A 25,617-nucleotide genomic window follows, 5' to 3' on the forward strand; every position below is an offset into this window, starting at 1 on the left:
ATTAACTCTCTCGATTTATTAATGCTTCGGCTAAAAGTCGGATTTTATCCTTTTTGTTTTCTGGTACAGGAAAATGATCAAGGGTATTAAATGCTTTGCTGAAGTAGTCATTCATCCTTTCTTCAATAGTATTTCTGATGTCCAGGCGGTCATAAATAGCAGTAACTGCTTTAACCTTTTCTTCATTATTAAAATCTGAAGCCTTTAACCAACCATTAAGTTCCTTTTCGTCTTCACCCTGAGCTTTTTTCAAAGCCTCTATTAAGAGCATGGTCTTCTTATTGGCAATGATATCTCCACCAACTTGCTTCCCGAATTTCGCCTGATCTGCATATACATCCATCAGGTCATCCTGAAGCTGGAATCCAATACCAAGATTTACACCAAAGTCTCTGATTTGTCTGCAAACAACTTCAGTTGCTCCGGCTATTTCTGCCCCCGCTTCCAAAGCAAAACCAAGCAATACTGAAGTCTTTTTCCTGATCATTTCCAGATACTCAGACTCGCTAACATTATCACTGGTTTCGAAATTCATATCCTCTTGTTGTCCTTCGCATACTTCAGCAGCGCAAACATTAAATTTCCCAAGGATAGATTTTAACTTTGATGGCTCAATATCAAGATCCAGGAAGTAATCATACACTTTTACAAGCATAACATCTCCGGAAAGGATACCTATATTTTGATTCCACTTATTATGGACTGTCGGTTTTCCTCTTCTTAAAGGTGCTTCATCCATGATATCGTCATGAACGAGCGTAAAATTATGGAACAACTCTACAGCCATTGCAGCGGGCATAGCTTTTTGATAATCATCTGCAAAAAGTTTATACCCTAACAAGGTTAGCAGTGGTCTCATTCTTTTTCCCCCGATATTCATAATATATTTAATCGGGTCATAAAGTTCTACCGGATGATGCGGTAGAGATAATTCATCAATATTCTTATTCAGCTCCTCAAGAAGCGGATTGAACTTTTCAATCATTGTATACTAATTCAAGATCTATGTTTCGTTTATCCAGATCAGTCCTTACGACTCTAACCTTCATATTATCACCTAGAGTGATGATTCGTTTGTTTCGTTGACCAATTAGTCTCATGTTTTTCTCATCAAACTCATAATAGTCATCATCAAGGTCAGCAACACGAATCATTCCTTCACAAGCTGTGTCAGTTATTTCTATATATACACCCCAGTCTGTTACTCCGGAAACTATACCGTTAAATTCTTCACCAACATGGTCTGACATATATTCCACCTGCTTGTATTTTATACTTGCTCGCTCAGCTTCGGTTGCACGTCTTTCCATCTCAGAACTGTGACGACATTTATTTTCAAACAAGCCTTTTTCAGCAGTTTCATTATCATCTAAATATCTCTGAAGCAAACGGTGAACCATTACATCCGGATATCTTCTTATCGGTGATGTAAAATGAGTATAATGATCAAAGGCAAGACCAAAGTGACCTCTTTCTTCTGTTGTATAAATCGCTTTTGCCATGGTTCTGATGGCAAGTGACTCAAGGATATTTTGTTCCGGCTTACCTTCGATTTCATCCATCAAGGTATTCAAAGCTTTTGCTATATTCTCAGAATTGAGATCTACCTTATGGCCAAACCTGGCAGCAAATTTACCAAATGTTTCTAGCCTGTCTGGATCCGGGTTATCATGAACCCGGTAAACAAAGGTTAACTTTTCCTTACCCTTCTTTTTATGATAAACCTTTTCAGCTACTGACTTATTTGCCAAAAGCATAAATTCCTCAATCATCTTGTGAGCATCTTTTCTCACTTTAGGAATCACACCCAATGGCTTACCATTTTCATCAAGCTTAAACTTGACTTCTACAGTTTCAAAGTTAATTGCTCCCTTTGTATATCTTTTAGCTTTAAGTTTCTTGGCAATTGAATTCAGCAACCTGATTTCATCAGCAAAATCACCTTCCTGACCTTCGATCAGCTCTTGAGCCTCCTCATATGAGAATCTTCGATCAGAATGAATAACTCCTCTACCAAACCAGGCATCTTTAACTGTTCCATTATCATCCATTTTGAATGTTGCCGAAAAAGTCAACCTATCCTCATTTGGCCTTAATGAACATAAGTCATTTGACAATCGCTCGGGTAGCATTGGAATTGTTCTATCAACAAGATAAACTGATGTTGCTCTTGCAAATGCTTCCTTATCCAGAACACTATCGGGAGTAACGTAATGTGATACATCAGCAATGTGAACACCAATTTCGTACATTCCATCACCCAGATCAACAAAGCTTAATGCATCATCAAAATCTTTGGCATCAACAGGGTCAATTGTGAAGGTGGTTACATCGCGAAAATCTCTTCTTTTCTTGATCTCGTCATTAGTAATCTCTCCGGGAATCCTTTCTGCTGCTTCAACAATTTTTTCTTCAAACTCAAATGGAAGACCAAATTCTGCCATGATACTATGCATCTCGGCAGTATTGTCTCCAGCCTTACCAAGGATCTTTACCACTTCACCAATCGGACTTTTCTCATCTTCTGGCCAGCTGGTAATCCTGACAATTACTTTATCGTTATTTTTAGCTCCTTTGAGTTTGCCTTTATGGACGAAAATGTCCGTATGCATCCTTTTATTATCAGGAATTACAAAAGCAAATCGATCACCTAAGTCTAAACGACCAACGAACTCCATTCGTGATCTCTTGATGATTTGGACAACTCTTCCTTCAGGATTTCTACCGTCCATTGCCTCTTTAAAGATCTGAACTTCTACTTCGTCACCATCAAGGGCCTGACCCATATCGCGTGAAGCTACTTTTATATCGTGATCTTCACCTTCAACGACAATAAACCCAAACCTTGGGTTAACAAAATCAACTTTACCTTTGAGAAGTTCGCCTTCGTAAATGGAAGTGTAGAATCCTTTACCTGTTTCTCTGATTTTTTCATCGAGTTCCAGGTCTATCAATGCATGGACAACCATTGCCCTTGCTTTCTTATTACTTGCTCCGGCTTTTCTGGCGATTTGCTTTTCTGTAAAAGCTTTGCCGGAGTTATTATTTAAAAATTGAAGTATCTTATTCTTATATAATTCAATATTATCTTTTGTTCGTTTCTTTCCGGAACTCTTAGTTCCTTTTCTCTTTTTTTTACTCATTTCGTGAAATTTTTATTCACATTAATAGCCATATGTGTCTGTTTTGGCTTTACGTTGGAGAGTACGTTTGCGGATATCTTCAATATTACCATGTGGAATGGCATCCATTAATTTAATGGTGTAATCTGATTTTGGCGCATCATATATACTTTCTGAGAATCCAGCCTCAACTATTTTTCCTTCATTCATTACCATGATTCTGTCTGCAATAAATTTTACAACCGATAAATCATGTGAAATGAAAATATAGGTGAAATCGTGGTTTTCCTTAAGCCTGTTAAGCAAATTTAATACCTGTGCCTGAACCGACACATCGAGTGCCGAAACGGATTCATCACAAATGATGAATTTTGGATTCACTGAAAGGGCTCTGGCAATAACAATACGTTGACGCTGACCTCCACTAAATTCATGTGGATACCTATTATAAAATGAAGCTGAAAGTCCTACCTCTTCCAGAAGTTGCTCAGCTTTTTGCTTTCTATCGTTATTTGAGCTGCCAATATTATGAAAGCGCATTGGCTCAACAATCGCATCTCCGATGGTTTGTCTAGGGTTTAATGAGGAATATGGATCCTGGAAGATGATTTGCATATCCTTCCTTAGCTGCATCATCTCCCTTTTGTTGAAGTCTAATATGTTCTTGCCGAAAAACAAAACCTCTCCTTCGGTAGGTTCTATCAGCCTCATCATACTTCGACCCAAAGTTGTTTTACCACACCCTGATTCTCCTACTAAACCAAGTGTTTCGCCTTCGAACACTTTAAAACTCACATCATCTACAGCCTTGATAACCTCTTTACTCTTCTTGAAAATACCTTCTTTTACTGGAAAATAGGTCTTGAGGTTTCTAACTTCAATGATAGGTTGTTCTTTAAGCATTCTTAATTGCTTTTCCTGTATTTCATCTTCGGAAACAAGATTACTTAAAACAGCAAAAGCAGCGGATTTATATTTAGAATCTTTCTTCTCAACAATTTCACCTTCCTGATTTAACTCCATAAAATCTGATACGGTAGGAAGTTCCCTTAGCTTAACATCCATTCTTGGGCGACAAGCTAGTAAGCCCTTGGTATAAGGATGCTGTGGATTGTTGAAAATATTAAATATCGGACCTTGTTCAACTATTTTACCCTGGTACATGACAACTACTCTATCTGCAATCTCAGCTATTACACCAAGATCGTGCGTGATAAAGATTGTAGCCATATCATTATCCTCATTAAGTTCCTTCATCAGATCGACAATGTTTTTCTGAACAGTCACATCTAATGCTGTAGTAGGCTCATCGGCAATAAGCACTCTTGGGTCGCAAGACATTGCCATAGCAATCATTACTCTTTGCTTTTGACCTCCGGAAATCTGATGAGGATAAGTGTCAAATATTTTTTCAGGTCGCGGAAGTTTTACCTTTTTAAAAAGATCAATTGTACGCTGCTTCGCTTCCTTTTTACTCACATTCCTATGAAGCCTTATTGCTTCCATAACCTGATCACCACAAGTATAAACAGGATTAAGTGAACTCATAGGCTCTTGAAAAATCATAGCAATATCTTCGCCTCTGATTTTTCGCATCGTTTTTTCATCGACTTTGGTTACATCGACTGGCCCAAGCCCAGGACTGTTAAGTATTATATCTCCTCCTTCAATGTAGGCATGAGGTTTAGGTAATAACCCCATCATGGTTAATGCTGTGACAGATTTACCAGATCCGCTTTCTCCAACTATACCAATTGTCTCTCCTTTATGAATGGTAAAACTGATATCGTCAACTGCCTTTACAACTCCTCTTTTGGTTGCAAAGCTAGTTCTCAGATTCTTTACATCAAGTATTACATTATCCTTCATCTCCATGCTCAAAACATTAAAAAGTGGGGGCTCTTGATTTGGCTATCCTCCCTCGATTTTAAAAGCCTAAAATACTAAAACATACGGAGTTTTAAAACGAATCAAACGTATTGTATTGTACTGATATCAGTCTTCCCTATTAATTTCAGGTAAATATGCATCATCACTTCCACATCTTGCATGCAATAATTCGAAATCGCCTCCAGATCATTGTTTTCATAATATGCCGAATGCACCTTACTTCCATCAAGATTACTCTTACTACTTGGCATACTAAATACTGCTGAAAGGGTTTCAAGGGAAGTATAGTTTTTACGATCACCAAACTTCCAATAGTCCATTGTATCAAGGTGTTGTACTTCCCATGGCTTCTTACCGGCAAGATTTAAAACATCAGGTATCGCTACCCCATTTACGATCATTCGACGACATAAATAAGGGAAATCAAACTCTTTACCATTATGGGCACACAAATAAAGTTTGTCCTGATTGAACTTTTCTCTTACGAGGTTAGAAAAATCTGTCAAAAGTTCATTTTCATCATCATTACTTAACTGAGTAACACGCAATTGCCATTCGTCATCAACCATTCTAATTACACCAAGCCCTATACATATGACCTTACCAAATTCAGCATAGATAGCAGCTTTTCTAGCCCATAATTCTTCGGGAGTATACTCATCAGAGTCTCGCAAATTACGAGTTTTGGCAACCCATACCTTTTGCATTCTCTCATCGAGCTGATTAAAATCAGGGGTGATTGCTACTGTTTCAATGTCTAAAAATAAAATGTGATTAAGCGGCGGTTGAAAAATTTCCATTACAGTTTAATGATGATGGCCTCTTCTCCGATTTCATCAATAAATTCAGGCTTGCCTTTCTTTATTGTCCCCGGTTTAAAGGAAATTACTCCATCAAATAGTCGATTATTTTTAAAGTAGGTTATTTTAAATTCGTTTTCCAAAGCAAACACTTCCTCAACCATTGTTTCAAAGGCCACGGCCTTATGTGAGGCTATTTTATCTATTATGTGTCTTAATACTGAGGTTTTTACCTCTTTGCCTTTAACTACTCCTTTACCACATGAATTAATAAGAACATTTTCAAGCTCACTTTCATGGAAGTTAATAAAATACACTCTCCATTCTCCGGTTTTTTGCTTAGATAAAGCAATACCTATTTGCTCTGCTTTTTGTTCAACAATATCCTTTTTCATTTCTCTTGTGATTCATACACCATTTCAAACTCAAAGATCTCTGCCAAATATCCTTTGACCTTGTCTTTCACTTCCTCGAAATCAACTTTTCTTCCAAGTTCCTTATCGAGAGATGTTACGGCCTTATCATCAATTCCACACGGAATTATATGCCCGAAATATGAAAGATCTGCATTCACATTAAAAGCAAAGCCATGCATAGTTACCCATCTGCTTGATTTCACTCCCATAGCACAGATTTTTCTGGGGTTCTTCTGCTCTTCATGATCCAGCCATACACCAGTAAGCCCGTCGATTCTGCCAGACTTAATACCATAATCTGCAAGAGTCCTGATAATCGCTTCTTCGAGAAAGCGCATATACTTATGAATATCGGTAAAAAAGTTTTCAAGGTCAAGTATAGGATACCCTACTAATTGACCCGGACCATGGTAAGTGATGTCGCCACCTCTGTTTATTTTATAATAAGTAGCTTCATACTGCTTCAGCCCTTCCTCATCTAACAATAAGTTTTCAGGCTTCCCACTTTTTCCTAAGGTATATACATGTGGGTGCTGGCAAAATATCAAATAATTAGGTGTTTCGGTCTGATCGCTCTCCTCAACCTTTCTATTTTGAATCTTTTGATCAACAGTCTGATTAAATAATTCGCCTTGTTTATCCCAAGCTTCCTGATAATCTATCAATCCCCAATCCAAAAACTGTACCTGCTTATTTATTCTTTCATTCATGATTCTGAAATACAAGTCTGTAATAACTTTGACTGGCCATCAATCGCTTTGATCTTTATCTCACTACAGGCTGCAGGAAGAAGAATTGTTTTTCCCTTAGGAAGTAAATTTGTTTCTCCATTATAAACAATTTCTGTAGTACCTTCTATGGCCATCAATACAACAAACGAACCTAAGGCGGATGGGGTTATTGAAGTTTCAGTTTGAATTGTTAACTGTTTAACATCAAAATAACTGTTAGCAACTAACTGATCAGAGGTATCAGGTTTTGTGGCTGGTCTTACTTTATACTGATCTTTATATTCATAATCAAGAGCTTCATATGCATCATCAATATGAAGCTCACGTTTGTTTCCATTAGTATCAACACGGTCAAAGTCATAAACTCTATAAGTAAGATCTGAACTCTGTTGGATTTCAGCTAGCAATATCCCCTTACCTATCGTATGTATTCTTCCCGCAGGAATATCATAAACATCACCCTCTTCAACTTCATGATTCAAAAGAGTATCTGCTACCTTTCCCTCCTCAACCATTTTTTGAAACTTGTCTCTTGACATATTTTCTTTAAATCCGGAAACAAGAGTCGAACCTTCTTCAGCAGATATGATATACCACATTTCATTTTTACCAAATGGCTGGCTATGCTTCTTCATGGCAAGTGCATCATCAGGATGAACCTGAACTGATAAATCCTGAGCAGCATCTATGAATTTAAAAAGTAAAGGGAAATCTCTACCATACTTTTTATAAACCCTTTCTCCCAAAATTTCTACCGGGAACCTCTCGATAAGCTCGGTCAATTTTATCCCATCAAAAGGACCACCATTAACAACGCTAACATCACCCGGCACTCCTGAGATTTCCCAGCTCTCACCGATAGGTTCATCGCCTGTCAAAGGTTTATTAAGTAAAGTTCCTAATTTTCTTCCACCCCAAATCTTTTCCTTCAGAATAGGGTGAAACTTAAGAGGCATTAAGTTCATTCTAATAATTTCTACTTTCTAAATTCCTTATACGCATTGATAAGGCCGTTTGTCGAAGCATCATGTGTATCGACTTTATCATCCGAATTTAATTCCGGAAGAATCTTTTTTGCTAACTGCTTACCTAACTCTACCCCCCACTGATCAAAGCTAAAGATGTTCCAGATAACACCTTGAACAAACACCTTATGCTCATACATCGCGATTAAGGCCCCTAAAGTTTGTGGGTCTAATTCTTTGAACAGAATGGAATTAGTCGGTTTATTTCCTTCAAATATCTTAAATGGAAGTAAAAAGTCAATTTCTTCTGTTGACTTTCCTAAAGATTCAAGTTCAGCTTTTACTTCATTACCATCTTTCCCTTTCATCAACGCTTCCGTCTGAGCAAAATAATTTGACAATAGCTTTTGATGATGGTCGCCAATCTGATTATGTGTTTTTGCCGGAGCAAGGAAGTCACAAGGAATTATTTTGGTGCCCTGATGAATCAATTGGTAAAAAGCATGCTGTCCGTTAGTACCAGGCTCACCCCAGATTACCGGACCGGTTTGATATTCAACATTTTTACCTAATCGATCAACATATTTACCATTACTCTCCATATCTCCTTGTTGGAAATAAGCTGCAAATCTATGCATATACTGATCGTATGGAAGTATTGCTAATGACTCAGCACCAAAGAAATTATTATACCAAATACCTAGCATTGCCAAAATTACAGGCAGGTTCTTTTCAGGCGAGGTAGTCTTAAAATGGGTATCCATCTCGTACGCTCCTTTTAAAAGCGATTCAAAGTGATCAAACCCTATTGTACAAGCAATTGATAGTCCAATGGCTGACCAAAGCGAATATCTTCCACCAACCCAATCCCAAAATTCGAACATATTATCAGGATCGATACCAAACTCTGTTACTGATTCGGTATTTGTGCTTAGTGCAACAAAATGCTTTTTGACTGCCTCTTTATTACCTGCTGCTTGTAAAAACCATGCTTTAGCAGTTTCAGCATTAGTCATGGTTTCTTGAGTAGTAAAAGTTTTTGATGCTATGATGAAAAGTGTATTCTCCGGATCAACAACTTTTAATACTTCTGCAATATGTGAACCATCAACATTTGAAACAAAGTGTGTTTTAATATGTGGTACAGTATAAGGTTTTAAGGCTTCGGTAACCATGTATGGTCCCAGATCTGATCCTCCAATACCTATATTAACAATGTGTTCAATTCTTTTTCCAGTAAATCCTTTCCATTCTCCGCTGATCAGCTTATCGCTGAACGATTTCATTTTGTTAAGCACCCGTTTAACATCCGGCATCACGTCTTCTCCATCAACCAACACAGGTTCTCCGGACATATTTCTTAGTGCAGTATGAAGCACCGCTCTATCCTCGGTTTGGTTAATATGATCTCCGGAAAACATTGCCTTTATAGCATCACCTAATTTGCATTCTTCAGCAAGTTCATTAAGTAATGACATTGTTTCTTCTGTTATCCTGTTTTTTGAAAAATCAAGGAGGATATTATTAAACTGAACCGAAAACTTATTAAACCTGTCCTTATCTTCCTCAAAAAGATCCTTCATGTGAAGATCTTTAACCTTATTATAATGGGTGGTTAGCTTTGACCAGCTTTTGGTATTTTGTGGATTTATTTTTGGTAGCATGATATTTGCTTTAAAATCATCAATTAACAGTCTGTTATACTATATTAGTCTATTATCAACTATTATTGTAAAATTGGAAAGAAATTTTAACAGAAACAGACAAATCGGCAATAAAGGTGAGGAAAAAGCAGCATTATTCCTAAGAAGTCTGGGTTTTGACATTATAGAAACCAACTACCGATACAGCCATTCCGAAATCGATATAATTGCATTAAAAGATTGCAAAATTCATTTTATTGAAGTCAAAACGAGAACTTCAGATCAATATGGAGAACCCGAGGAAGCTATTGATGACAGCAAGCTTGAATCCATGATGTCTGTAGCAGATCATTATGTTGATAAGATTGACTGGAATGGCAATATTCAATTTGATGCCATTTCCATTTTGCTTAAAGATGATATTAGATTAGACTATTTTGAAGACATTTGTTGAATGAATTCAACCGGGACTTCAGCATTGTACACCGGATTATATTCGAAGATAACTTTCCCTCTTTCGTCCCATTCCTTTAGCACATATGGAATAAAATCATTGTCATAAGGGTTATCACGGTATTGCATTTGCCTTTTTCGCCTTCTGCGCTCGTAAAACTCTGTCCAGACGCCAACTTTTTCTCCATTTTCATATTCACCAACAACAGCTACGAGTCCATTTTCATGGAAATAATAATAGTAACCTTCTTTTTCACCATACTCAATGGGAATAACTTCTTTTAGTTTCTTTCTGTCAGCATCGTAATAACTAGCATATGAATTTTTAGGCCATCCACGGAAGTATTTTTCTTTGTCTTTTAGAACGTAGTAATCATACATTTTCCCATAAGTCTCCCAACGCCCATGCTTCATACCTTTATAAAAGATGCCTTCCATAAGCGTATGTTCCGTATTAAACTGACGATAAGGTCCGTGAAGTAATGGCCCCAGCTCCGGGTCGTATTTATCAGGAGTAGTTACTTTTATCTTGCGTTCATCATAGCTGTAATAATGAATATCCCTAACATATTTGTTAGGAGTTTCATTAACTTTCAAAAGGTAAAACTTTTCATAAACAACCTTTTGCCCAACGCCTCTTTTGGTAAACATCTTACGGGTTTTAATTCCGTAAAACTCTTTCTTCTTCTTTTTCTCCTTTAATTTAACTTCTTCATCTTCCTCATCATCATTAGTTCCGATCTCTAGATTAACAGACTCAGGCACATCAGAGCTGATTACAGAATACTCAGTATCCTGACTAAAAGCCAGAAAGCTGGTGGTTAAAAATAAAGCCGTTATATAAAGTTGTTTTTTCATTCAATTAATTAAACGAAGCTAAAAGAAAAAGATTTTACTTTAAGATAAAGTAAAAAAAATAGGTCTTGCCTGAATAAGCAAGACCTTTGGTATTTAAATATTATAATTATTTCGAAAGATAATCTACACTTCGCTGTATAAAGCTGGTTAATGACTCTCCTTCAAGCATGTTTTGAGACAATAAAGCCAAATCAAAAACCTGCTTAGCTAGTCCGACTTGCTTGTCTTCTTCACCAGCATTTAGAATTTTTTCTGCAAGAGGGTGATTTGCATTAACAGCAACCTCAAATTGATCTGGCATCGCTCCGTAAAAGTTCATTCCACCTCCGGTTTTAGCCATATCTTTCATTCTTCTCATAAATTCAGGCATAGTAACCACCAATGGCATCTCAGCTTCATCAAGTGGCTCAACCTTAACATTATAACTTGGGTTTGATATAGCCTTTTCAACTACAGCCTTCAAACTTTCTTTTTGCTCATCTGTTAGTTTCGACTCTTTTACCTCTCCTTTATCAATAAGCTTATCTAAAGTATCTGAGTCAACTCGTTTTAATGATACGTTCTCAAGCTTTTGCTCAAGCATATTGATAAAGTGGCTATCAATAACGCCATCAAGCTTCAACACATCATACCCTTTTTTCTTAGCAGTCTGAATGTAGGCATTCTGTTTTGCCACATCAGTTGAATAAAGGAATATCACATTTTTGTCCTTATCTGTTTGCTCAGGCTCAACTGCAGACTTGTATTCATCAAAAGTGAATTTCTTATCATCAACATTAGTAAGTAAAGCAAAATCTTTAGCTCTTTCATAGAACTTATCTTCACTCAACATACCATACTTCACAAATACGTTGATGTCTTGCCACTTGCTTTCAAACTCAGCTCGATCATTTTTGAAGATCTCAGTAAGTTTTTCAGCTACCTTTTTGGTGATGTAGTTATTAATCTTTTTGACATTACTGTCAGACTGCAGATAACTACGTGAAACGTTTAACGGTATATCCGGAGAATCAATTACACCATGTAAAAGCATTAAGAATTCAGGGACAATATCTTTTACCTCATCAGTAATAAACACCTGTCTGCTGTAAAGCTGAATTTTATTTCTGTTTACATCGATGTCATTTTTGATCTTAGGGAAGTATAGAACACCGGTTAGATTAAATGGATAATCTACATTCAGATGTATCCAGAATAGTGGCTCTTCTGAGAATGGATATAGAGTTCTATAAAAATTCTTGTAATCCTCATCTTTCAGCTCTGAAGGACTTACTGTCCATATTGGCTTCGTATCATTGATAATGTTATCAACTTTTACAGTAGTATATTTCGGATTTCCATCATCGTCCTTGCCATCTTCTTTTCTTTCATCTTTCTGTCCGAAACGAATTGGCACAGGCAAGAATTTACAGTACTTCTCAAGGATATGACCTATTCTTGCCTCCTCAAGAAACTCCTCACTTTCATCATTGATATGAAGAATGATCTTAGTTCCTCTTTCTTTCTTCTCAACTTCTGTGATTTCAAACTCAGTGCTACCGTCATTTATCCATTTGGCAGGAGTTGAACCTTCTTGATATGAAAGAGACTCAATTTCTACCTTTTCAGCAACCATGAAAGAAGAATAGAAACCAAGACCAAACTTACCAATTATCTCATTCGCATCTTTGGCATCTTTAAACTTCTCAACAAATTCAGTTGCCCCTGAAAAAGCTATCTGATTAATATATTTTTTGATCTCATCAGCAGTCATACCGATACCCCGGTCTTCAACTGTGATAGTTTTTGCACTTTTATCAACGCTTACATCGATAGTTAAGTCTCCCAACTCATCCGTCATCTCTCCCAATGAACTTAGCCTTTTTAGTTTCATTGTAGCATCAACTGCGTTTGAAACTAATTCTCGAAGGAAGATCTCATGATCAGAATACAAAAATTTCTTAATGATCGGGAAAATATTTTCCGTGTGGATTGATATTGTTCCTTTTTCGTTCACCGTACTCATATCGATTAATATTTATTTTTTTATTGGAGGCTAATCAAAATATGTACCGTTTAAAAATTTTGCGCTAAGAACTGACAACATGACACTTGGAGATAATTTTGACAGTCTGACTATTGACAAATGGGCATAAAAAAAGCCATCCTGTTTAGAATGGCTTAATATCTTATAGTTTAAAAACTACCTTATTCTGTCTACAGATTTAATTAGTTTCTCATCTTTTCTGATAAATATATTTGCCAAAATATTGCAAATAACTGCTCCAGCAGGAAGAATCAGACTAAAAACATAATATGTACCCGGGTATTCCGGATTAAAATAATTCTTTGCATCAGTCACCAATAATAATGGAACGATAAGCGAAGCTAGAATCAACAAGGAATTAAATGCATTAAGCTTTAACTGTGTCAGCCTTTTCTTAAAACTAAACAATGACATTAAAGCTACGGCGGCAGACAAACCGGCAATACCTGCGACATACATGATGTTCTTCTGTTCCTTAACTTCTGTAAATACTATGCCGTTTGCTTCAGGGTCAATATCACCGTACTTCATCTCAAAAGTACTCATTACAACTGCCTGATTGTTTTCTTTATCAACCTTTTCCCAGATTGGCATGACAGCGTATGCGCCCATAAAAACTGCAACAAGCAGTAGAAATATCGTCTGAATTCTTTGTATCATAACTTGAATTATTATTGTTAGACCCTGCAAAAGTAGTTAATTATTTAATTTGGGCTAATATTTTAAACAAATTAGGTTAGGACCAATTAATTTTGTCGTCCATGGAGCTAAAACGATATCTATTCTGTACAGCATTTAAAGGCACCCGATATCAGGGGTGGCAAACACAGCCAAACAAGCTGTCTGTACAAGATGCTATCGAAAAGGTTATTCGCACCTTGTTTTCAGATTCTGAACTCTCTCTAATGGGTAGTGGAAGAACTGACACAGGTGTTCATGCAACAAATCAGTATTTTCATATCGATCTTCCTGAAAGATTTGATTGTGAAACGCTTATTTTTAAAATGAACCTGATGCTCCCCGGTGATATAGTAATTAAAAGCTGTCAGATTGTTAATGAGGATTTTCACGCAAGGTTTTCGGCGACTTCCAGAAGCTATATTTATTACATTAACAAATCCAAAAACCCTTTTCTTGAAAATGAGGTTTATGTATTTGGAAAAAAACTAGATCTCGACAAAATAAATGAAGCCTGCCAATTCCTTTTAGGAGAGCAAGACTTCAAAAGTTTTTGCAAAAGCAGAACTAATAATCATCATTTTAGATGTAACATAACAAAAGCATATTGGGTAGAAGAGAACAATGGTTATCAATTTCACGTTAGTGCCAACAGGTTCCTTAAAGGAATGGTTAGAGCATTGACAGGAACATTGATCAATGTAGGGTTAGGAGACCTGGAACCTGAAGCTTTACCAGAGATTATAAAAAAACGTGATAGAAAAGCTGCAGGCAGATCAGCCCCGGCAGATGGTTTATATCTCACAGATGTTGAATATCCGGGTTGGAATATAAAAAAGATCAATCTTGAACAAGGAACAGGAAAATAGAAAAATTTATGACTATGCAGTCTTAAAAAGGCTGTTATCTTTTGCAAAGCCATATAAAGGAAAGTTTGTATTATTGATCATACTCACCTTACTGGTTTCTGTATCAGGGCCGATAAGACCAGCGATAATCGGGTGGACAATCGATAATCCGATAGCAGAAGGAAACTATGAGCTGTTGGTACGGATGATCCTGATTCTACTTGGATTATTGGTATTTCAATTTATAGCTCAATATTTCCACACCTACCTTTCAGGTTGGCTGGGGCAATATATAATTAAGGATATCAGGATACAGCTATATCGACACCTTCTGAAGTTAAAACTCAAATTCTTTGACAGAACACCAATAGGTAGACTGGTAACAAGAAATGTATCAGATATCGAAACGCTGGCAGATGTATTTAGTCAGGGTGTTGCAGCAATCATCAGTGACTTGCTTCAGATTCTGATTATTCTCGGCATGATGTTCTGGACTGACTGGAAACTGACTTTAGTAACTTTATCCACTTTCCCGTTATTGATTATTTCAACCTATATCTTTAAGGAAAAGGTAAAATCATCGTTTAATGCTGTTAGAAATGCGGTTTCTAATCTGAATAGCTTTGTACAGGAACATATTACCGGTATGAACATCGTTCAGATTTTTAGTGCTGAACGAAAAGAGTATGAAAAATTTAAATTGATAAATAACGAACATCTACAGGCTAATCTAAAAAGTGTCCTGTACTATAGTATTTATTTCCCGGTGGCAGAATTTATCCAGGCAACAGGTATTGCTTTGATTATCTGGTATGGAGGTAGGGGAGTGATATTCGAACAATTTCAGCCCGGGGTATTAATCTCCTTTATATTGTATGTTGGTATGTTCTTCAGGCCAGTTCGCCTAATTGCAGATAGATTCAACACGCTTCAAATGGGAGTGGTGTCTACCGAGCGAATAATGAAGCTTTTGGATAGTGATGATTTCATATCTGATGAAGGCGATTATTCTCCGGAATCAATAAATGGAGATGTAGAGTTCAAAAATGTATGGTTCGCATACAATGAAGGAGAAGATGTTCTTAAAAACATCAATTTCAGTGTTTCAAAAGGAGAGACTTGTGCTCTTGTAGGTGCTACCGGAGCAGGAAAGTCATCGATTATAAACCTTCTCAATAGGTTTTATGATATTAATGATGGAGAGATTCTGGTTGATGGCAAAGATGTAAAAGATTATGACCTTGCTGCTTTGAGAGAACATATCGGAGTGGTAATGCAAGACGTTTTTCTGTTTTCAGGATCAATTCGTGAAAACATCAGGCTAGGGAATAATGACATTACCGATGAACAGATTGAAGAAGCTGCCAGACTTGTTGGTGCTGACAAATTTATCGAGCGACTTCCAGGAGGCTATGACTATAATGTAATGGAACGAGGGGCAACATTATCTGTTGGACAGCGTCAGCTTATATCATTTGTAAGAGTGATGGTTTACGACCCTAAAATCATAGTTCTTGATGAAGCAACGAGTAGTGTCGATACCGAAACTGAAGAACTAATTCAGGAAGCGATCGAGAAAATGATGACAGGCAGAACAAGCATTGTTATTGCACACAGGTTATCCACTATTAAACACGCTGATAAAATAATCGTTCTGGACAAAGGAGAAATTAAAGAGATAGGAAACCATGAAGAACTTTTAAGTAAAAATGGTTTTTATACACAGCTTCATAAAATGCAATACAAAGAGGTCGTCTGACCTCTTTATTGGTAGTATCTAAAAAACTGTGTAAGTGAGGTTGAGTATAAATTACTCAAAGCTTTTTTCACCATTTTGATATTACATATTTAAATAAGTCCTTTTTCCTCTAACTCTAATTTCATCTTATTGTAGGCATCTAGTTTTGCTTTTAATATCAAATCTGCAGATTCGTTCTTAAAAACTTTATTAGGAATAGTAACATTATCAGTTTCGACAACCTCAAACTCAACTTTATCTCCAACAGATAGAGTTAAAGTATCCCATATGAACTCTTCATCTGCATCACTTTCTAAGCCAGACATTCTCAACTCTACTAAATCCCTTCCCTTTGAATTAATTCTATTAACAATTAAAGAAGATATACCATTGTTTACTCCAATGACGTACTATTTTTCCTTTAGTTTAATATTAAACCCAATCATAAATAATTAATCAAATAAACAAATAAGATAACTCCAAAGGCTGGATAATTAATGTAATATAAAATGTTGAGCAAAAAAATGACTTGGAAATTATTGGTATAAATACCTACTGTCACCTAATCATTCTTACAAATGAAGATTATTATTATTCAAATTAATCCTTTCTCCATTAATTCCTTTTGTAATGCATGATAGCTTTTTATTTTACTTTGTAAAATCATATCATCTACACCTTCTTCATTACTAACGCTTATCGGTTGACTTAAATCTTTAGGCTCAACATCTTTTATACTTAATTTTATTTGATCATTTAAATAAAGATTATCCTTAAACCATACTACATGTGATTTACCTTCCTTATCATATGATCCAAGTCGTATATTTATCTCTTGCTCATTTAAAATATAATCAACTGTAAATGAAACCACTCCATTTTTCACTGATGCGGTAGCTTTATACTCATCATTAATAAACAATTCAAATGCATTCATAAGGTTATTTCCATTTATACTACTTTCCTAAAAACTCAGAACATTTGGAGATTAACTTAAGCATAATTTCAGACTTTTAATGAACAGCAAGGATAGTATCCCGGTCATATAAACATATAAATAAGCATATCTCACTTTATTTGGCTGATAGATAAAGGGTATAAAATACGAGTTCAATTTTTCCAAACTCTATTACTCAACTTGCTAGAATTACTTTTTTATAACGATCTCAGCCTTATTAATCTTTAGGGTAGGATTCTCTGAAGTGATGAGTAAGCCTTTAAAAGTATAATTACCACTTTCTTTAACCACCAAACTTTTATTTTTACCTATAAAACTCCACTTTGTATCTTCATTTATTGATGTTTTAACCTCACCAATAGTAATTTTCTTATCAAAAGGATTTACTTCCAACACACTTAGCTCCTGACCATCTTTCAACATTTGAATTTTAAATCTCAACTGAACATCTCCGGTATATTCTATATCCAGATCTGACCAAAAAGCTATTTCTTCACCCTCCACAAACTGGAAAGATTTTTCTTTGGTAAACAAAACATTTTCATTGCTTACCTTATTTATTTTCAACCTGCCTATTTCTTTTCCTGTCAAGGCTTCGCAAGCTGTAAATAGAATAGAAAATAATATCAATAATATGGCTCCTTTTACTTTTACCATTCCAATTTTTGATTTTGACATTAGGCTTCAACCCAGCTATAAAACTCGGAAGTTTTACTTTGACTGGTCTTTAAAAATTCTTTTGCCCCATAAAGCTTGATTGCAATTATATTCTTGGTAAACCGCTGAATTGATTCTATATATGACTTTGACACAATTTCACTTCTGTTTATCTGAAAAAACTGTTCAGGATCAAGACTTTCATATAACTCTGCCAATGTCGAATAAGTAGAAATCACTTTTCTAGAATCTTTTGAATGAATAAATATGACACCATTATCTACCTCAAAATATTTTATATCAGAAACATTAATAAAGCCTAAATCATTTCCCGACCTGAAAGAAAACCTGGTTTTAAAACTTTCCTTGGCGTTTACACTCCCGCCGGCTAATAAATCCTTTAACTCGGCTAGCAAAGGTGATTTTGTCTGATTATCAGATATTAGCTTCCGGTATTTATTCCATGCTTTTTCAAATCTTGAATAATCGAATGGTTTAAGCAGGTACTCAATTCCTGAAGTTTCGAATGCATTCATCCAAAACTGGTTATAGGCAGTAGTGAAAATAATTGGTATTTCGACATCATAATTTTTAAGGACTTCAAATACATTCCCATCCCGCAATTCAATATCTGAAAAGATTAAATCAACCTTGGTCTCTTCAGAAAAGAAAGATTCAACCTCATCTAAAGTAGTTAATTCATTTACTATCGAAATTCCTTGATCCAGTGTCTCTATAAACCTCCTGAGTTTATTTCTTGCAGCTGACTCATCTTCAATTATTATAACTTTGACCATACTCATTTTTCAGACTTATAAATTTTTGGAAGCTTAACCTGAAACAAGTCATCCTCATTCAAAACCTCAATATTTCGATTTGAAAGTATACTAAACTGATCTTTTAGATTGTTCAAACCTCTGCCACTTTCAGCAATTCTTAAAGGCTTTTTACCACGACTGTTTTTAATTACTATGAATTGCTCATCATCATCTATGGTGATAATTATTCCAGAAGATCCTTTAATATTATGTTTAATCACATTTTCTATTAATGTCTGAATACTGAATGGAGGTACAACATAGTTATCCAAATCCTTAATATTGATAGTAAGGTCATATTCTCCCGGATACTTTTCATCTACCATTGTAAAATAATTTCGAGAAAATTCTATCTCTTCCTTTAGAGAAACCAGCTTTTTATCTGAGGTCTCTAATGCATATCTATATATATCAGCAAACTTAGTCAGGAATGAAGATGCCTTATTTTGATCATAATGGATCAGCTCATCAAGTGTATTAAGATTATTGAACAGGAAATGAGGAGTTAGCTGTGTCTTAAGGTTTTGGATTTTGCTTTCATTTAGAGCTTTCTCAGCATTAAAAAGCAATTGCTGTCTTACCTTGTATCGCTTAAAGAATGTATAAGAAAAATAAAACAAAGCGTAAATCAAAAAGTAAAGAACATTGCCGGAATTAGTCACTAATAAAGACCTATAGGTCACGTTTCGTTCAAAGTTACCAAAGGCTAAAGAAATAAGAATTGATAATCCATTAAGTACTAATAAGTAAATACACAGGCTAAAAAGAATTTCAATAAATGACTGCTGCCGCTTCTCATTACTAAAGACTTCATCAGTCGAAATCACTTTTCTTAATATATAATAAGCCAAAAGGGCACATATGAAATTATAAATGGCAGCCTCAGGTGTGAATGTTAAGAAGTCAACTCCTCTCTGAACTGTAATTCTTAGTACGATTGACTGTAAATAACAGAAAAAATACGTAGTTAAAAGAAAAATGTGATCCTCGCGGCTAATCCTGATCATTTTTATAAAAAACTTATTTCAATATAATAATTCAAATAAACTCAATAATACATAAAAAATACCCCACCCGATTTTAATATTTCAGGTGGGGTAATATTTTTATTCAGGCCAAGAGTGGACAACTTCCATATTGTCATTATAGGTTTCAATTTTTGCTTTATTATCAGCATCTATATAAAACATAGCCTTTGGTCTGCCTTGATCGTCGAAGAGGAACAACCCATTATTTTTACTCCTCGTTTTGCCAAGTAATATTCTTGGTACACCGCGCCCAACATTTCCATCAGATATAGATTCATCTGCCGGACGGTCATTAAAGGCGAGCATTGAACTTACAGACCTGTTTCCTTCTTCATCTTTATGGTCAGTATTTAATAATTGAACTACCTGGTCACCATCATATTGATCATAGGTTAATGATAACCCGGAACTATGCTTGCCATCTTCTTCTTTTCCATCATATATAAATCCACCGCATTCAATACCATCTTCGTTGAAAAACAACATTCCTGATCTCTTTTTCCTTTTTGGATTCGTTTTCTTACCATTAATCTGATCATCACCAGTAGGGAACTTATCAACATTGGTAATTATCATTTTCACTGTCCCGTCTGGCTCGATGATATTGATTCGCTGTACATCTATGGATTCAAACCTTTTATTTCCTGCACTCGATCCGAATGATGAAAAAATAACTGCTGCCATAATAGCTACTGTGCCTAATGCAATTGTTCTTAAAAATATTAATTCCTTGTTCATAACTTTATTTTTTTGTGTTTTTGTTTCTTTCATGTTTCAAATGTCCAAACATTACTCTTCTAAAAACATGTCATTCTTTCGAACTAAGGAATCTTTACCCTGAATGAAGGAAATAATAAATTGAATTAATTTTACAAATAGAATGGTGGCGCAGTAATTACCCAAAAACCTTTTATTAATTTCAAAAACAACTGACTGTTTCTTGTAGATGAAAGGCTGTTTGTTAATTTTGATACAATTAGCAGAGCATTGTATTCTCTGGCGATTGAAACTCTGATAACCCTGAATTTATGTTTGGAAATAAATATTTCAACATATGTATTGTTGGTACAGGCAATGTAGCTCAAACTCTGGCCTTAACTCTTGAGGAAAAAGGCCATACCGTTTCTGCAATTTGTAGTCGTCAGGTAGAACGTGCCCAAAGTATAACAAAATCATTATATGAAGCAGAGCCAGTAACAGAACCTGACTTTCGGACTTTTGATCCCGATATAGTAATCCTGGCCGTAAAAGATGATGCAATTGAAGAAGTGGCTCAATCTGTAGTAGTTCCTGATGATACTATTATAGTTCATACTAGTGGAGTAAGGTCATTTACTGAACTGAGACCCCATTCATTAATTGGTGTGTTTTATCCACTTCAAACTTTCATAAAAAATAACCCTCCTCACTGGAATACAACTCCAATTTTAGTGGAGTCTGATAATAAAGAAGTAGTAGGAAAATTAATTAAGCTAGGTAAGAGCATTGGAGGTCGGGTTGAAGAAATGAGCTCTGAAAAAAGAGCTAAAATTCATGTTGCTGCAGTTTTTGCTTCGAATTTCACCAATCATATGATCAGGATAAGTAAGGAGCTTGCAAAAAAAGAAAAAATTGACTTTGAATTAATAAAGCCTTTAATTCGCCAGTCAATTGATAACGGATTAACTCTTGGCCCTGAAAAAGCACAAACAGGACCTGCAAAAAGAGGAGATCTGGAAACTCTTGACAAGCATTTTGAATCTTTAAAATTTGATGAAGATATTGCAGAAATTTATCGTTTGATCAGTCAGCACATATTAGATACCTATACATCCTGATTAAAATGTCTTTTAATAAAAAAATCGTTGCCTTTTTGCAGGTTACACGCTGGCCTAACTTACTGATAATTGTTCTGGGGCAATACCTGACAGCAATATTCCTAATTGAAGCAGGAAACTGGAATGATGTTCTTTTAAGCCTTAGAATGGCAGTCTTGAGTTTATCAACCGTAATTCTAGCCGCTTCAGGTTACCTCATCAATGATTATTATGATATTAAGATAGATTATGTCAACAAACCTCAAAAGGTTGTTATAGGCAAATACATAAGGCGTCGCCACGCTATGCTTGCGCATACAACTCTCAATTTCATTGGAATAACGATGGGGTTATTATTAAACTATAAAGTCGGGCTTGTAAATGTCTTTGCCGCATATTTATTATGGTTGTATAGCAACAAACTAAAGCGACTTCCTTTTTGGGGAAATTTTTCCGTAGCAGTTTTAACTGCATTGAGCATTTTTAGCGTGTATTTAATTTTCCCTGATAATTTTCAGAAAGTGTTATTATATAGCTATTTCGGATTCACCTTAACATTTATCAGAGAGGTTATTAAAGACATGGAAGATATTAAGGGTGATGAGGAATTCGGTTGTAGGACTATTCCAATTATATTAGGTATAAGAGCCACGAAGAGGGTTCTTTATGTACTTATAATTGTCTTTACCACTAGCTGCATATTAGTTTGTACTATTTACAATTTATATTCACTGGGAATATTTTTCACAGCCTTAAGTATACCGTGGATTATATTCATTTATCAAATTTATAGGGCCGATACTCAAAAATCTTATAGAAAATTGAGTACTACTGCCAAGCTGATCATGCTTCTGGGATTGGTCAGTATGACAATGCTTTAATATATTTGCAAATATATTTTCAAAAAGATCTCAGTTTGAAAACCAAAAAAAAGAAAATAGCCATCTTCGCATCAGGATCAGGCTCAAATGCAAAAGCCATCATTGACTATTTCAAAGATTCTAAAGACGTTGAAGTGTCATTGATTTTAACAAACAAATCTGATGCAGGAGTAATCGACCACGCCATAGAAAACAACATTTCTCACCTCGTTTTCAACAGAGAATCATTGTACGAAAGCAATGAATTAAACCTACTATTGCAAAGTGAAGGTGTAGATCTAATCGTATTAGCTGGTTTTTTATGGTTAATACCAAAATCATTGATTGAAGCTTTCCCTAATAAAATAATAAATATTCATCCATCATTATTACCAAAATATGGCGGTAAAGGAATGTATGGAAAAAAAGTTCATCAGGCAGTTATCGAAGCCGGTGAAAAAGAAAGCGGATTGACGATCCACTTTGTTAACGACCAATATGATGATGGGGATATCATTTTTCAGACTAAAGTAAAAGTTGAAAGTAAGGATACTGCAGAAACTTTAGCTGAAAAAATATTGCAACAAGAACATAAACACTACAAAAAGGTTATAGAAAAACTACTAACCTCAGACTCTGAAACAAACTAATAGCAAAACAATCATTTTATCATGTCTGATATTAAAATCTCTTCAGCTCTAATTTCTGTTTTTTATAAAGACGGACTAGCTCCTATTGTCGAAAAACTTCATGAAAATGGAGTTACAATTTATTCTACCGGTGGAACACAAAAATTCATTGAAGACATGAATATTCCGGTTGTTCCTGTAGAAGATTTAACTTCTTACCCTTCAATTTTTGGAGGAAGAGTTAAAACCCTTCACCCAAAAGTATTTGGAGGCATACTTCAAAGAAGAGATGACAACAATGATAAAAAGCAAGCTGAAGAGTACAACATTCCATCAATTGATCTTGTAATTGTAGATTTATACCCTTTTGAAGAAACCGTTGCTAGCGGTGCTGATGAGCAGGATATTATTGAAAAAATTGATATTGGAGGTATATCTTTAATTAGGGCTGCAGCTAAAAACTTCAAAGATGTATGGATTGTATCTTCGAGAAATCAATACGAAGATGTATTATCAGTACTTGATTCAAATAATGGAAGCACTGAATTAGCAACAAGAAAAAGATATGCTGCAGAAGCTTTCCATATTTCTTCACATTACGACAGTGCTATTTTCAATTACTTTAACGAAGGCGGAGATGTTGCGGCATTCAAATCTAGTTACAGCAATGGAAAAACATTAAGATATGGAGAAAACCCTCATCAAGACGCAGCTTTTTATGGTCCGTTGGGTGATTTGTTAAATCAGCTACATGGAAAAGAATTAAGTTATAATAACCTTGTAGATATCGATGCTGCAATCAATTTGATTGAAGAGTTTGATGAAAGTGAAACTGCATTTGCAATACTAAAACACACTAATGCATGCGGTTGCGCTACAGGCAATTCTGTCAAAGAAGCATACCTTAGAGCGTTTGAAGCAGATACCATATCCGCTTTCGGTGGAATATTAATTACCAATAAACCGGTAGACAAAGACGCAGCAGAAGAAATAAACAAGCTTTTCTGTGAAGTTCTGATAGCTCCATCTTTCGAAGAAGATGCATTAGAGGTACTTAAAAGCAAGAAAAACAGAATTTTGCTCGAAAAGAACGCTAATCTTACAGACAAAAAACAGTTCAAATCTTTATTGAATGGTGTTATAGTTCAGGACAGAGACTTAAAAACAGACAAAGCTGAAGACTTCAAAACGGTAACCAAAAAAGAAGTTACCGAGCAGGAGGTTTCAGACCTTGTATTTGCTTCTAAAGTTTGTAAGCATACTAAATCAAATACAATTATTCTAGCCCGTAACAATCAGCTTCTGGCTAGTGGTGTAGGCCAGACATCACGCGTAGACGCCCTTAAACAGGCAATTGAAAAGGCTAAGCAGTTCGGCTTTGAATTAGAAGGTGCGGTTATGGCTTCAGATGCATTCTTCCCTTTCCCTGATTGTGTCGAAATAGCTCATAATGCAGGAATTACAGCTGTAGTTCAACCGGGAGGATCTATCAAAGATCAAGACTCAATAGATTATTGTGATGCCAACAATATGGGCATGGTGTTTACTGGTACAAGACACTTTAAACATTAATCTTACAATCTTTCCTTTGAAAAATAAGATATTTGTATATTGCAACTTTTAAAGGAAAGAAAGAATTAATTTAATAGCCTAATTTAAGAGACAGCATGGGATTGTTTGACATTTTTTCAAGCGACATTGCAATAGACCTTGGTACGGCCAACACTCTGATTATTCACAGGGATAAGATCGCCGTAGATGAGCCTAGCATTATCGCCATTGATAAAGCAACAAATAAAGTGCTTGCAATAGGCCGTCAAGCCATGCAAATGCACGAAAAAACACACGAAAGTATAAAGACTATTCGTCCGCTTAAGGATGGTGTTATTGCAGACTTCCATGCTGCAGAACACATGATCAGGGGGATGATCAAAATGATTGATGGCAACAAGCGTAGTTTTTTGCCTCAATCTCATCGTATGGTCATTTGTATTCCTTCTGGTATTACAGAGGTTGAAAAGCGTGCAGTTCGTGACTCAGCTGAGCATGCCGGAGCTAAAGAAGTTTACATGATTCATGAACCAATTGCTGCAGCCATCGGTATCGGTATTGATATTGAGCAGCCAGTAGGTTCTATGATTGTAGATATCGGAGGTGGTACTACAGAAATTGCTGTTATTGCTTTATCAGGTATTGTTTGTGATCAATCAATACGTGTTGCCGGAGACTCTTTCAATAAGGATATTCTTGACTATATGAGACGTCAGCATAACTTACTTATTGGTGAGCGTTCTGCTGAAAAAGTAAAAATTGAAGTAGGTGCTGCAATGACTGAGTTAGACAACCCACCTGAAGAATATGAAATCAGAGGTCGTGACCTAATGACTGGTATTCCGAAGGTAATCAAGGTTTCTTATAGCGAAATTGCATTTGCACTTGATAAATCAGTATCTAAAATTGAAGAAGCTGTTCTTAAAGCTTTAGAGATTTCACCACCTGAATTATCTGCTGACATTTACGACAGAGGAATTCACCTGACTGGTGGAGGTGCTTTACTTAGAGGTTTAGATAAAAGGCTAGCTCTTAAAACTAAGTTACCTGTGCACGTTGCTGACGATCCATTAAGAGCAGTAGTTAGAGGTACCGGACTAGCACTAAAGAATCTCAATTCTTTCAAAAATGTATTATTGACTTAATTTTTTA

25 protein-coding genes are annotated in these 25,617 nt (G+C 35.7%); 8 read left to right on the forward strand and 17 right to left on the reverse strand.

The window, feature by feature from the left end:
* Window position 1 precedes the first annotated feature (1 nt).
* The 8 genes from HH304_RS15200 to pgi form a co-directional block, all read right to left on the reverse strand.
* Window positions 2–985: a polyprenyl synthetase family protein gene (locus HH304_RS15200; RefSeq protein WP_169683160.1), complete on the reverse strand. Its 984-nt coding sequence runs from the start codon at window positions 983–985 to the stop codon at window positions 2–4.
* Complete coding sequence (gene rnr / locus HH304_RS15205; protein ID WP_169683162.1) at window positions 978–3,143, reverse strand: ribonuclease R; 2,166 nt, start codon at window positions 3,141–3,143, stop codon at window positions 978–980. Before rnr ends, HH304_RS15200 begins: the two co-directional genes overlap by 8 nt.
* A gap of 21 nt (window positions 3,144–3,164) precedes the next feature.
* On the reverse strand, window positions 3,165–4,997 hold the full coding sequence (locus HH304_RS15210) for an ABC transporter ATP-binding protein (protein ID WP_333908761.1): 1,833 nt from the start codon (window positions 4,995–4,997) through the stop codon (window positions 3,165–3,167).
* A 95-nt stretch (window positions 4,998–5,092) separates the two neighbouring features.
* Entirely contained in the window at window positions 5,093–5,812 is a 720-nt protein-coding gene (locus HH304_RS15215; RefSeq protein WP_169683164.1) for a 3'-5' exonuclease, read from the reverse strand.
* Window positions 5,812–6,207, reverse strand: a complete 396-nt coding sequence (locus tag HH304_RS15220) for a hypothetical protein (RefSeq protein WP_169683166.1) — start codon at window positions 6,205–6,207, stop codon at window positions 5,812–5,814. The genes HH304_RS15215 and HH304_RS15220 overlap by 1 nt, the downstream gene beginning before the upstream one ends.
* Window positions 6,204–6,938: a lipoyl(octanoyl) transferase LipB gene (gene lipB, locus HH304_RS15225; RefSeq protein ID WP_169683167.1), complete on the reverse strand. Its 735-nt coding sequence runs from the start codon at window positions 6,936–6,938 to the stop codon at window positions 6,204–6,206. The genes HH304_RS15220 and lipB overlap by 4 nt, the downstream gene beginning before the upstream one ends.
* Entirely contained in the window at window positions 6,935–7,915 is a 981-nt protein-coding gene (locus tag HH304_RS15230; RefSeq protein ID WP_271711642.1) for a type I phosphomannose isomerase catalytic subunit, read from the reverse strand. Before HH304_RS15230 ends, lipB begins: the two co-directional genes overlap by 4 nt.
* Window positions 7,916–7,935: 20 nt before the next feature.
* Window positions 7,936–9,588 carry a glucose-6-phosphate isomerase gene (pgi, locus tag HH304_RS15235; protein WP_169683171.1) on the reverse strand — a complete coding sequence of 551 codons (1,653 nt, stop codon included), beginning with the start codon at window positions 9,586–9,588 and terminating at the stop codon, window positions 7,936–7,938.
* 73 nt (window positions 9,589–9,661) lie between these two features.
* Here pgi and HH304_RS15240 point away from each other — a divergent pair, with 73 nt between their 5' ends.
* Complete coding sequence (locus tag HH304_RS15240) at window positions 9,662–10,021, forward strand: YraN family protein (RefSeq protein ID WP_169683173.1); 360 nt, start codon at window positions 9,662–9,664, stop codon at window positions 10,019–10,021.
* Here the strand turns inward: HH304_RS15240 and HH304_RS15245 are convergent.
* From HH304_RS15245 to HH304_RS15255, 3 genes are all read right to left on the reverse strand, one after another.
* On the reverse strand, window positions 10,000–10,878 hold the full coding sequence (locus tag HH304_RS15245) for a toxin-antitoxin system YwqK family antitoxin (RefSeq protein ID WP_169683174.1): 879 nt from the start codon (window positions 10,876–10,878) through the stop codon (window positions 10,000–10,002). The two genes, HH304_RS15240 and HH304_RS15245, sit on opposite strands and share 22 nt — an antisense overlap.
* Window positions 10,879–10,984: 106 nt before the next feature.
* The gene (gene htpG / locus HH304_RS15250) at window positions 10,985–12,874 is read right to left on the reverse strand and encodes a molecular chaperone HtpG (protein ID WP_169683301.1); all 1,890 of its coding nucleotides are present in this window, start codon (window positions 12,872–12,874) and stop codon (window positions 10,985–10,987) included.
* A 186-nt stretch (window positions 12,875–13,060) separates the two neighbouring features.
* Window positions 13,061–13,564, reverse strand: coding sequence for a DUF4293 domain-containing protein (locus tag HH304_RS15255; RefSeq protein WP_169683176.1), 504 nt, complete (start codon window positions 13,562–13,564; stop codon window positions 13,061–13,063).
* Between the two features lie 101 nt (window positions 13,565–13,665).
* Between HH304_RS15255 and truA the strand changes: the two genes are divergently transcribed.
* The gene (gene truA, locus HH304_RS15260; RefSeq protein WP_169683178.1) at window positions 13,666–14,451 is read left to right on the forward strand and encodes a tRNA pseudouridine(38-40) synthase TruA; all 786 of its coding nucleotides are present in this window, start codon (window positions 13,666–13,668) and stop codon (window positions 14,449–14,451) included.
* Complete coding sequence (locus tag HH304_RS15265) at window positions 14,429–16,189, forward strand: ABC transporter ATP-binding protein (RefSeq protein ID WP_169683180.1); 1,761 nt, start codon at window positions 14,429–14,431, stop codon at window positions 16,187–16,189. The genes truA and HH304_RS15265 overlap by 23 nt, the downstream gene beginning before the upstream one ends.
* An 89-nt stretch (window positions 16,190–16,278) precedes the next feature.
* Here HH304_RS15265 and HH304_RS15270 read toward each other — a convergent pair whose 3' ends face one another.
* From HH304_RS15270 to HH304_RS15295, 6 genes are all read right to left on the reverse strand, one after another.
* A complete protein-coding gene (locus HH304_RS15270) occupies window positions 16,279–16,494 on the reverse strand; it encodes a hypothetical protein (protein ID WP_169683182.1) in 216 nt (71 codons plus the stop codon).
* A gap of 269 nt (window positions 16,495–16,763) precedes the next feature.
* Window positions 16,764–17,105, reverse strand: a complete 342-nt coding sequence (locus tag HH304_RS15275; RefSeq protein WP_169683184.1) for a hypothetical protein — start codon at window positions 17,103–17,105, stop codon at window positions 16,764–16,766.
* A gap of 210 nt (window positions 17,106–17,315) precedes the next feature.
* Entirely contained in the window at window positions 17,316–17,783 is a 468-nt protein-coding gene (locus HH304_RS15280; protein ID WP_169683186.1) for a hypothetical protein, read from the reverse strand.
* Window positions 17,784–17,803: 20 nt separating this feature from the next.
* Window positions 17,804–18,580 carry a LytR/AlgR family response regulator transcription factor gene (locus HH304_RS15285; RefSeq protein WP_169683189.1) on the reverse strand — a complete coding sequence of 259 codons (777 nt, stop codon included), beginning with the start codon at window positions 18,578–18,580 and terminating at the stop codon, window positions 17,804–17,806.
* A gap of 2 nt (window positions 18,581–18,582) precedes the next feature.
* Window positions 18,583–19,608, reverse strand: a complete 1,026-nt coding sequence (locus HH304_RS15290; RefSeq protein ID WP_169683191.1) for a sensor histidine kinase — start codon at window positions 19,606–19,608, stop codon at window positions 18,583–18,585.
* 99 nt (window positions 19,609–19,707) lie between these two features.
* Window positions 19,708–20,400, reverse strand: coding sequence for a hypothetical protein (locus tag HH304_RS15295; RefSeq protein WP_271711644.1), 693 nt, complete (start codon window positions 20,398–20,400; stop codon window positions 19,708–19,710).
* Window positions 20,401–20,657: 257 nt separating this feature from the next.
* Here HH304_RS15295 and HH304_RS15300 point away from each other — a divergent pair, with 257 nt between their 5' ends.
* From HH304_RS15300 to HH304_RS15320, 5 genes are all read left to right on the forward strand, one after another.
* Window positions 20,658–21,446, forward strand: a complete 789-nt coding sequence (locus tag HH304_RS15300) for a Rossmann-like and DUF2520 domain-containing protein (RefSeq protein ID WP_169683193.1) — start codon at window positions 20,658–20,660, stop codon at window positions 21,444–21,446.
* A gap of 5 nt (window positions 21,447–21,451) precedes the next feature.
* Complete coding sequence (locus HH304_RS15305; RefSeq protein ID WP_169683196.1) at window positions 21,452–22,306, forward strand: geranylgeranylglycerol-phosphate geranylgeranyltransferase; 855 nt, start codon at window positions 21,452–21,454, stop codon at window positions 22,304–22,306.
* Window positions 22,307–22,341: 35 nt separating this feature from the next.
* A complete protein-coding gene (purN, locus tag HH304_RS15310) occupies window positions 22,342–22,935 on the forward strand; it encodes a phosphoribosylglycinamide formyltransferase (protein ID WP_169683198.1) in 594 nt (197 codons plus the stop codon).
* A gap of 21 nt (window positions 22,936–22,956) precedes the next feature.
* A complete protein-coding gene (gene purH / locus HH304_RS15315; protein ID WP_169683200.1) occupies window positions 22,957–24,486 on the forward strand; it encodes a bifunctional phosphoribosylaminoimidazolecarboxamide formyltransferase/IMP cyclohydrolase in 1,530 nt (509 codons plus the stop codon).
* Window positions 24,487–24,581: 95 nt separating this feature from the next.
* Window positions 24,582–25,610: a rod shape-determining protein gene (locus tag HH304_RS15320; protein ID WP_169683201.1), complete on the forward strand. Its 1,029-nt coding sequence runs from the start codon at window positions 24,582–24,584 to the stop codon at window positions 25,608–25,610.
* Window positions 25,611–25,617: the final 7 nt, after the last annotated feature.

The organism is Marinigracilibium pacificum, from assembly GCF_012926615.1.
Taxonomy (GTDB): Bacteria; Bacteroidota; Bacteroidia; order Cytophagales; family Cyclobacteriaceae; genus Mangrovivirga; species Mangrovivirga pacifica.

Bases quoted from the DNA above. Each gene is read 5' to 3' on its own strand.
- truA (WP_169683178.1), top strand. From the start codon at position 13,666: ATGGAGCTAAAACGATATCTATTCTGTACAGCATTTAAAGGCACCCGA.
- HH304_RS15305 (WP_169683196.1), top strand. From the start codon at position 21,452: ATGTCTTTTAATAAAAAAATCGTTGCCTTTTTGCAGGTTACACGCTGG.
- rnr (WP_169683162.1), bottom strand. From the start codon at position 3,143: ATGAGTAAAAAAAAGAGAAAAGGAACTAAGAGTTCCGGAAAGAAACGA.
- HH304_RS15220 (WP_169683166.1), bottom strand. From the start codon at position 6,207: ATGAAAAAGGATATTGTTGAACAAAAAGCAGAGCAAATAGGTATTGCT.
- lipB (WP_169683167.1), bottom strand. From the start codon at position 6,938: ATGAATGAAAGAATAAATAAGCAGGTACAGTTTTTGGATTGGGGATTG.
- HH304_RS15255 (WP_169683176.1), bottom strand. From the start codon at position 13,564: ATGATACAAAGAATTCAGACGATATTTCTACTGCTTGTTGCAGTTTTT.
- HH304_RS15290 (WP_169683191.1), bottom strand. From the start codon at position 19,608: ATGATCAGGATTAGCCGCGAGGATCACATTTTTCTTTTAACTACGTAT.
- HH304_RS15270 (WP_169683182.1), bottom strand. From the start codon at position 16,494: ATGTCTGGCTTAGAAAGTGATGCAGATGAAGAGTTCATATGGGATACT.
- purH (WP_169683200.1), top strand. From the start codon at position 22,957: ATGTCTGATATTAAAATCTCTTCAGCTCTAATTTCTGTTTTTTATAAA.
- HH304_RS15300 (WP_169683193.1), top strand. From the start codon at position 20,658: ATGTTTGGAAATAAATATTTCAACATATGTATTGTTGGTACAGGCAAT.
- HH304_RS15245 (WP_169683174.1), bottom strand. From the start codon at position 10,878: ATGAAAAAACAACTTTATATAACGGCTTTATTTTTAACCACCAGCTTT.
- HH304_RS15295 (WP_271711644.1), bottom strand. From the start codon at position 20,400: ATGAAAGAAACAAAAACACAAAAAAATAAAGTTATGAACAAGGAATTA.
- HH304_RS15210 (WP_333908761.1), bottom strand. From the start codon at position 4,997: ATGGAGATGAAGGATAATGTAATACTTGATGTAAAGAATCTGAGAACT.
- HH304_RS15280 (WP_169683186.1), bottom strand. From the start codon at position 17,783: ATGGTAAAAGTAAAAGGAGCCATATTATTGATATTATTTTCTATTCTA.
- HH304_RS15200 (WP_169683160.1), bottom strand. From the start codon at position 985: ATGATTGAAAAGTTCAATCCGCTTCTTGAGGAGCTGAATAAGAATATT.
- HH304_RS15230 (WP_271711642.1), bottom strand. From the start codon at position 7,915: ATGCCTCTTAAGTTTCACCCTATTCTGAAGGAAAAGATTTGGGGTGGA.
- HH304_RS15320 (WP_169683201.1), top strand. From the start codon at position 24,582: ATGGGATTGTTTGACATTTTTTCAAGCGACATTGCAATAGACCTTGGT.
- pgi (WP_169683171.1), bottom strand. From the start codon at position 9,588: ATGCTACCAAAAATAAATCCACAAAATACCAAAAGCTGGTCAAAGCTA.
- HH304_RS15215 (WP_169683164.1), bottom strand. From the start codon at position 5,812: ATGGAAATTTTTCAACCGCCGCTTAATCACATTTTATTTTTAGACATT.
- HH304_RS15275 (WP_169683184.1), bottom strand. From the start codon at position 17,105: ATGAATGCATTTGAATTGTTTATTAATGATGAGTATAAAGCTACCGCA.
- HH304_RS15285 (WP_169683189.1), bottom strand. From the start codon at position 18,580: ATGGTCAAAGTTATAATAATTGAAGATGAGTCAGCTGCAAGAAATAAA.